The organism is Gemmatimonas sp. (assembly GCF_041689975.1).
In the GTDB taxonomy this organism is placed as follows: Bacteria; Gemmatimonadota; Gemmatimonadetes; order Gemmatimonadales; family Gemmatimonadaceae; genus Gemmatimonas.
The window spans coordinates 1-5,302 of the sequence record NZ_JBDNFF010000129.1 but is presented as its reverse complement, the minus strand read 5'-3'; the positions used below and the strand labels follow the sequence as shown (position 1 = coordinate 5,302).

Here is a 5,302-nt window from a genome sequence, read left to right as displayed (position 1 = left end):
GATCGGACCGTAGCTGCGCTCACCCAGGGGTGGGTAGCGGGCCGAGTTGACGGCAGCCTGGGCCTGATCCCGATTGCTGACCATCGGCACGATCAGGCCGTAGGCGCCAGCATCAAGTGCCCGCTGCGCCAGCCCGAAGTCCTCGAAGGGAATGCGCACCAGCGGGACGACTCCTCGGGATCCGATCGCCTGCAGCATCGAGACCAGGTCCGAGTATCCCGTCAGCCCGTGTTGCATGTCGACCACCGCGTAGTCGACGTCGCAATCACTGACGATTTCCGCAGCGAATGACGTGGGCAGGGTGCACCAGCCGCCGATCAGGACCTCGCCGTCGGCGAGCCGGCTCCGCATGGTGTTGCTGACGCTGCCATTCTCGGACGCTGGGACTGCCATGTGGTGTGCCTCCTGTTGGTGTTGTTAGCGGGGGCATTCTTGCAAAGGAAACGCAAAGTGTCAACAGTTGACAATACCGATCAGCTGATTGGCGCGAGGAGGGAAGCTCCAGCGTAAGGCAGACCGGACTCGTGCTCGAGCAGTAGCAGGCGATTCCACTTCGCGGTTCGTTCCGAGCGCATCGTTGAGCCCACCTTGATCTGGCCCGCCCCGGAGCCGGTGGCTAGGTCCGACAACCATGTCTCCTCCGTCTCACCCGAGCGAGCCGAGACAACCGTTGCCCAAGAGTTCCGCCTGGCCTCAAGGATCGTGCGTAGCGCCTCGTGCAAGGTGCCGGCTTGGTTCGGCTTGATCAGCACGGCATTGGCCTCGCCCCGCGCGATGCCGGTCGTCAGGCGTGCGTGGCGGCTCGCGTAGCGGTCGTCGCCAAGCACCTGAGTCCTCGCGCACAGATCCGACTGGAGGGACCACCCGTCGTCGTCATCCTCGCCGACTCCGTCCTCGATCGAGACGAGGGGATAGGCGGCGCGCCATTGCGTCAACCGAGCGACCACCTCGGCTGGGCTCGCTTGGCCGCCGCCCAGGGCGTAGCCCCCCGGGATCACGAACTGGGTCGCGGCGACGTCGATCGCGAGGGAGACGTCCGCGCCGGGTTCCAGTCCGGCGCGCGCGATTCCGGCGACCACTGCGGCGAGGGCATCCTCATCCCTCGCGAACGGCGCCGCCAGGCCGCCTTCGTCCGCGATCAGCGAGGTCTGGTAGCCCATGTCCTCCAGCACCAGCTGGGTTCCACGGCGCGTCCGCCAGCACCATTCGATGGCCTCGGCGAACGAGCCGGCACCGATGGGGACGGCCAGGATGTCCTGGATATCGATGAGGCCGCCGGCATGCGCGCCTCCCGAGATGATGTTGACCATCGGCATCGGAAGCTGCGCGGTGGCGCCGGTGTAGTCCCGGATCGCCTGCCATGGCTCACGGCCGGAGCCGGCTGAGGCCGCAAGCCATGCCGCGAGACTCACGGCGGTGCCGACGTGGCCGCCGATGTCGCGCAACTGCGGGTCGGCGTCGAGTTGGCGCAGCGCCGAATCGACCGCAGCGGGGTCGTCCGCGTCCTTGGTCAGCAGGGCGGCCTGCACCCGCTCGCCGACCCGTGCGAGATGGGCGGACACGGATCTGCCCTCGTAATGCGGTCCGTTGTCCCGCACGAACACCGCCTCATGGGAACCGGCGCTCGCACCCGCCGGTGCGATGGCCATTCCCCGCCCGAGATCAGTCTCGACGATCGCCGCGACGGTGGGATTACCGCGAGAATCCAGGACTTGGAGAGTGGTAACGCTGGTGATCGCATGCTTGGTTGCCACGAGGTCAGGCTTTCCCGGGTACGGCGCGCATCAGTAGCCGATCGCGCTCATGTAGTCGCGGGTGCTCCGCGCGATCGGTAGGGGCTGGTCGAACGGCGCCGGATACATGTCCTGCTCGACGATTCCGATGCCGTGGAAGTCGACGTTTTCGAGTACCTCACGGAACCGGCGGAAGTCGATATCTCCTAGCTTCGGCTCGGTGAACGCACCGTCTTTGACGGCGGCCGCGAATGGGGTGCGGTTCGCCTTTACCGCAGCCATCACCTCGCGGTTGACGCTCTTGATGTGCAGGTAGGGGATGCGTTCGTGGTGCGCCTGCATGAACGCGACCACATCGCCATCGCAGTAGGCGTGATGTCCGGTGTCGAGGCAGAGTGAGACCATACTCGGGTCCGTCAGGCGCAGGTACTTTTCGATCTGCGGCTCGAACTCGATCGGGGTCTGAGCGTGGGGGTGGAACGCGGTCTTGAGCCCGAAATACTCACTCGCGTAGGCGCTGATCCGGTGCGAGTTCTCGATCAGGCTCCGCCACTGCGACTCACTGAGCTCCGGATCGTAGACCTGCGCCCCCGTGTACAGATCGGTGTACATGGCATCTATCAGGACGAGAAACTCGGCGTTGACCTTGTTGAGTAAGGCGCAGGTGCGCTCTATGGAGTCGCGGAGGGCATCCCAAGAGTCCTCCGAATGCAGATCGCCGAAGATGAAGCCGCCGCTGACCCGAAGCCGATGCGTCTCCAACAGCGGGAGCAGTTGGTTGGAATCCGTCGGGAGGTAGCCGTAGGGGCCGAGTTCGATTGTTCGATATCCCGCTTCGTGCACTTCTGCTAGAAACTGTTCAAAGGGAGGCTGGTGAGGGTCATCCGGGAACCACACCCCCCACGAGTCCGGTCCGATGCCTAGTTCAAACTTCATTGCGGCCTCATCTTTCATCCGGTAATCTGCAAACTGTTTGCAATCTTACCAAAAAGTGTATACTACGCCTTCTCGGCCAAATGTTGGCTGACAATGCTGGTTCCAACCGCCGGGGAGTGCAAATGCCAGATAGGAGTGTCGGTCAGGTTGCCCTCATTTCAGAGGCCACCGTTCTCGACGCGCCGGGTTTCACCGGTCTGGCTGACCTGGGCATCGAGGTTGTCCGCGTGCCGCGCGCAGCCGACGAGGCCGCGCAGATCGAGAGTCTCACCGGGTACTTCGGTATCGTCGCCGGCGCGGAGCCCTACTCACGCGAGGTGCTGGAGGCCCTGCCCGGCCTCAGGATCATCGCTCGATCGGGAGTGGGCTTCGACGCCATCGATATCGACGCAGCGAATGACCTGGGAATCTACGTCACGGTCACCGCGGGCGTCAATGCAATTGGTGTGGCCGAGCACGCCTTGAGCATGCTTCTCGCCCTCCTGCACCGGAGTCGGGCCTATCACGATCGGGTGAGCTTGGGAAGGTGGCGCGACGGGGAATTCTTCGATGAACTCCACGGGTCGACCGTCGGCATCATCGGCTACGGCCGGATCGGACGCAGTTTCGCTCGCATCATCGCGCCGCTGGACGTCGCGATTTTGGTCTACGACCCGGCCATCCTGCCGGACCTGACCGAGGTCGGAGTCACCCTCTTCGACGACATCGGCGATATGCTGCCCAAGTGCGATGTGGTATCGCTGCACGTGCCGCTCAATGAGTCTACGAGGCACCTGCTCGGAGCGCGACAGTTCGGCCTTCTGCCAAAGGGAGCCATTGTCGTCAATACATCTCGGGGGCCCGTTCTCGACGAGAGCGCCCTCGTGGACGCGCTGATGAGCGGACACCTCGGTGGTGCAGCACTCGACGTCATGGACATCGAGCCAGCCGTGGTGAACTCCCCGTTGATCGGCATCGACAACTGCATCCTCTCACCGCACATCTCATCCTTTGGCAAGCGCACGATCTCGATGATGAGCCACCTGATCGTCGAGCAATTGGACGCCGCGTCCCGGGGCGAACCCCCGGAAGGGCTGGTCTCGCTTCCCGCACTTACTGGCCGGGTGGATCCCAGGGCGGCTCCACGATGACCCGCATGTTCCCTGCCCTGCGTGCCTGTTATTCCACATTGACGGGTGGAGTACCCTCATGTGTCACCAACACCGGCGAGTAACTACAGAATCGACATCATGGGAACAGAAGACGACTTGAGGATCCAGCAGCGGCACCTCTGGGAGCAGATCGCCGAAGAGTTGCGCCGCGGCATCCACTCAGGCAAACTCGAGCCAGGCTCGCGGCTGATCACTGCCGACCTCGCCGCACGATGGGGGGTAAGCCGAGGTCCCGTTCGCGAGGCACTCATGGCACTAGAGAACGAGGGCATCGTGCACAGCACCCGCCGGCAGGGAACGGTCGTCGGCACCCCCTCCGCACTCGACCTGCAGGCAATCTTCTGCGTCCGCGAGGCGCTAGAGTCAGCAGCCGGAAATGTGCTCTGCGACAAAGAGACTCTGCTGAGCTCAAGCGACCGTGCTCGCCTTAGCCACACTTTGGACGCCATGGATAAGGCGTACCAACGCGGCGAAAACGCTGCGGCGATCAAGAGCGACTTCACTTTCCACCAGTTAATCGTCGACCTGACCGGCAATTCGCGCTTCTCGGCGATCAACAAGAACATGATCTCGCAGAACACCCAGCACCTTAAGGGCCTTGACCCTCAGATCTGGCCGCAGGTCGGTTGGGAGACCATACGCATAGCACACCAGAGGATCCTCGATGCATTGTTGGCGGGCGATCTTGACAGTTACCGGGACGCGATCTTCATTCACTACCGCAACTCCAAGGCTCGCGCGTCGATGCCGAAGGTGACCCCCGCGAGCATGGGAGAGGAGCCCGGGCGCTTGGGAGTGGACCCAGCCTGACTCATCCTCCCCCGCGGGGGAAGGCAACTGTTTTGTACCCTAATGTTTCGACGATGGAGGTCCCCTTGATACGCAAGCAGGTTCGATTCAGTTCCACCGCAGTCGCCATCGGCCTTATGATCGGCGTCCTGACGCTGAGTGCCTGCGGCGGTGGAAGTTCGTCGAGCACCGGTGGCAACAACGCCGTGCCAGGACTCGAGCAGTCCACCGGGGATTCGGCCGGCCAGAACCTTATCGTTGGCGACGACATGGCGCTTCCGGCCGACTGGCCGAAGGAGGTGCCGGCATTCACCAGCGGCAGTCTGGGCACCGTGGGAGTGAACCCCGACGGTAGCGCGGAGGCGAGCTGGACCACCTCTGCGACCGCGGCTGACATCGCGAAGGAGTACCAGGCTGCTCTGGTCGCCGCGGGCTACACCCTTGTAGCGGGCAGCGAGATCACCGGAGTCGAGGACATTTCCGGCGCGGACTACTCGGGCAGTGGGTACTTGATCAACATGCTGGTGTCCACCACCGACGGTGAGACCACCCTGTTCGTCACTGCGATCAAGGGCTGACTCAGCCGGATACGCGGTTCTGCGGCTCCTCACCGGAGAGTACGCGCACCACGTCCTCGCAGGCGCGCCTACGCAGTTCCCTGACCGACTCGGTCGAGGAAAAGGCGACGTGCGG

At 63.7% G+C, this 5,302-nt stretch carries 6 protein-coding genes; 3 read left to right on the top strand and 3 right to left on the bottom strand.

Annotation, left to right across the window (positions count from 1 at the left end; translation table 11 throughout):
• The 3 genes from ACESNG_RS08795 to ACESNG_RS08785 all read right to left on the bottom strand — a co-directional run.
• A partial coding sequence (locus tag ACESNG_RS08795) for an HpcH/HpaI aldolase/citrate lyase family protein (RefSeq protein WP_373068615.1) occupies positions 1-393 on the bottom strand: 393 nt, incomplete at its 3' end.
• Between the two features lie 80 nt (positions 394-473).
• Positions 474-1,754: a phosphopyruvate hydratase gene (eno, locus tag ACESNG_RS08790; RefSeq protein WP_373068613.1), complete on the bottom strand. Its 1,281-nt coding sequence runs from the start codon at positions 1,752-1,754 to the stop codon at positions 474-476.
• A gap of 30 nt (positions 1,755-1,784) precedes the next feature.
• Positions 1,785-2,687 (bottom strand): sugar phosphate isomerase/epimerase family protein, encoded by a 903-nt coding sequence (locus ACESNG_RS08785; RefSeq protein WP_373068611.1) that lies wholly within the window; start codon positions 2,685-2,687, stop codon positions 1,785-1,787.
• A gap of 62 nt (positions 2,688-2,749) precedes the next feature.
• On the opposite strand from ACESNG_RS08785, the gene ACESNG_RS08780 reads away from it, so the two are divergent.
• The 3 genes from ACESNG_RS08780 (at position 2,750) to ACESNG_RS08770 (ending at position 5,187) form a co-directional block, all read left to right on the top strand.
• Entirely contained in the window at positions 2,750-3,799 is a 1,050-nt protein-coding gene (locus tag ACESNG_RS08780) for a 2-hydroxyacid dehydrogenase (protein ID WP_373068609.1), read from the top strand.
• Positions 3,800-3,898: 99 nt separating this feature from the next.
• Positions 3,899-4,630, top strand: a complete 732-nt coding sequence (locus tag ACESNG_RS08775) for a GntR family transcriptional regulator (RefSeq protein ID WP_373068607.1) — start codon at positions 3,899-3,901, stop codon at positions 4,628-4,630.
• Between the two features lie 53 nt (positions 4,631-4,683).
• Positions 4,684-5,187 (top strand): hypothetical protein, encoded by a 504-nt coding sequence (locus tag ACESNG_RS08770; protein WP_373068605.1) that lies wholly within the window; start codon positions 4,684-4,686, stop codon positions 5,185-5,187.
• Positions 5,188-5,302 lie beyond the last annotated feature (115 nt).

Coding starts and splice junctions, on each gene's coding strand:
- ACESNG_RS08785 (WP_373068611.1), bottom strand. CDS start 2,687: ATGAAAGATGAGGCCGCAATGAAGTTTGAACTAGGCATCGGACCGGAC.
- ACESNG_RS08780 (WP_373068609.1), top strand. CDS start 2,750: ATGTTGGCTGACAATGCTGGTTCCAACCGCCGGGGAGTGCAAATGCCA.
- ACESNG_RS08775 (WP_373068607.1), top strand. CDS start 3,899: ATGGGAACAGAAGACGACTTGAGGATCCAGCAGCGGCACCTCTGGGAG.
- ACESNG_RS08770 (WP_373068605.1), top strand. CDS start 4,684: ATGGAGGTCCCCTTGATACGCAAGCAGGTTCGATTCAGTTCCACCGCA.